This is a genomic window from Helicobacter didelphidarum, from assembly GCF_003364195.1.
Lineage (GTDB): Bacteria > Campylobacterota > Campylobacteria > Campylobacterales > Helicobacteraceae > Helicobacter_A > Helicobacter_A didelphidarum.
Genome location: NZ_NXLQ01000182.1, coordinates 1 through 636, shown reverse-complemented (window position 1 = coordinate 636; position 636 = coordinate 1). Strand labels below are relative to the sequence as shown.

The following is a 636-nucleotide window of genomic DNA, read 5'->3' as shown; positions in this document are numbered from 1 at the left end:
TACAAGAAGTGGGATAAGAAGTGCTATAATCACCTTACCACCAAATGCTATGCGTGAATATGAGAGACCAAAAGAAAAAGTATATATAGAGGCGTATGATGAGGCAAAAAAGGAGTATGAAACACTACTAGATATAATAAAAGGGACAATGTTTTATGGCAAAAGCAATGAAGAGATAGATAAAATATATATAACAAGACATACTATGTTTGAGAGTGTGATACAAAAGCTTGAGTTTGTGTATAGCAAAAGTGGAGATTATAAGGCAGGATTGCTTTTAGCAGAAGTCTATATGAATCAGGATTATTATATAGCAAAAGTATTATCAGCATCATTAAGGGCAAATAGAAAAGTCGAGGATTTATGCCCCGCTTTGCGAGCAATCGAACCATTCATTAGGGAGAAAACAAAAAAAGCTATTGATATATTACTAGAATTAATAGAAAAATATAATCTCCCTGATGCGTATTATGGTATGTATTTATATCATAATCTTATCCATCCAATTAAAGGGTTAGATGAAGCATACAGAGTCCCAGCCATCATCAAAACACCAGAATATTGGTTTGATTTAGCCCTAAAAAACGGAAGCTATGATGCAATAAAATCCTATACCAATAGTCTAAGCAGAGAATT

1 protein-coding gene is annotated in these 636 nt (G+C 33.0%); it reads left to right on the top strand.

Annotated features, from left to right (window positions below; translation table 11 throughout):
• Positions 1 to 636 (top strand): hypothetical protein (locus CQA53_RS12925; RefSeq protein ID WP_181882486.1); only part of this gene is annotated, 636 nt, incomplete at both ends.